The 1,267-nt window shown below is 64.6% G+C and carries 1 pseudogene; it reads left to right on the top strand.

The annotated features are described in order from the left end of the window. Positions 1 to 1,267: pseudogene (locus tag ACYVDE_RS23200) on the top strand (hypothetical protein); the annotation flags it as partial.

The raw sequence follows: 1,267 nt of genomic DNA, 5'->3' as shown, positions 1-1,267 counted from the left end.
CCGGCAGGCCGCGCTGGCCAAAACCCAGGCCCGCGCCGCCCACCTGGCCAGTCGCGCTAGTTCGGCCAACAGCGGCATTGGCAGCAACCTGCCCGGCAGCGGACTGATTCCGGCCGGGGGCAATGCGGCCGCGACTGACGTAACCAACTTCGACCCCACTGCCACCGCCGCGGCTGGCCAGTGGTATTTCGACAATCCCACGCTGCTGGGTACGGCGCGGGCTGAATTTATCCGGAAATGGGGCAACCGGCAGCTGCAGGACAACTGGCGTACCAACCGGCAAACGGCCTCGTCGCCCAATACCGTGGCGGGCGGGGGTGCCCCGCTGACGACCACCGGCAACTCCACCACAGCCGTGAACGGCACGCAAGCCGACTCGGCCGGCCAAGTGGCTGCGGCCAGCCCCACGGCGGCCCGCGACAAAATTGTGGCGCAGTACCGGTCAGCCATTCCCACCGACCCGGGCCAACTGGCCTCCTCGAACCGGCAGGTTGAAGCAGCTTTGTACGAACTGGGCGGAATCTATAAAGAGCAGTTGAAAGAGCGGGAAAAGGGCTTCGAAACCTACGAGCAGCAGGTAACCCGCTACGAGCGCGGCGAACACGCGCCGGATGCTTACTACCTGCTTTACCTCTACTACAAAGACAAGCCCGACGCGGCCAAGATGGCGCAGTACGCGGCGGCATTGCAGCGCGAGTTTCCGAAGTCGATTTATGCCAAATTGATTGCTGACCCGCTGTACCGCGAACACGAGCTGGCCCTGCACAACGCCGTGGCCAGCCGCGTCGACTCAGCCTTTACGTTCTACGTGGACCAGGAATTCCGTAAAGCAGGCGCGGTGTTGGCACGCACCGAAAAACAGTACCCGAAAAGCGACCTGAACGACCGGGTGGCTTACTTGAAGGTGCTGCTGCTGGCCCGCACCCAGCCGCCGCTTACGGCCAAGGCATCGGTGGAGCAATTCATCAAAGCCTACCCCGACAGCCCGCTGCAGCCGCAGGCGAAGGCCTTAGCGGCTTCTTACGGCAAGCAGGAAAGCGGCACGCTGGCCGGAGCATTGGCCTCGACGGAGAAGCCGGTGATTTCGCAGTTCCGTCCCGGCGAGGTGAACAACCGCATTCGCATTTTCTACAAGGCCGATGAGACGCCGGCCAAGGCCCTCGGGCCTACGCCTACCGGCGAGGCCCCAAAGCCTGCGCCCGCCCCCGAAGGCAAAGCCCCGGCCACTAAGCCAGCCGATACCACGCCCAACGGCTCGGCGGGGCCG

It is taken from the genome of Hymenobacter agri, from assembly GCF_054778495.1.
The sequence above is the reverse complement of the archived record's forward strand: the minus strand, read 5'-3'. Positions and strand labels throughout refer to the sequence as shown.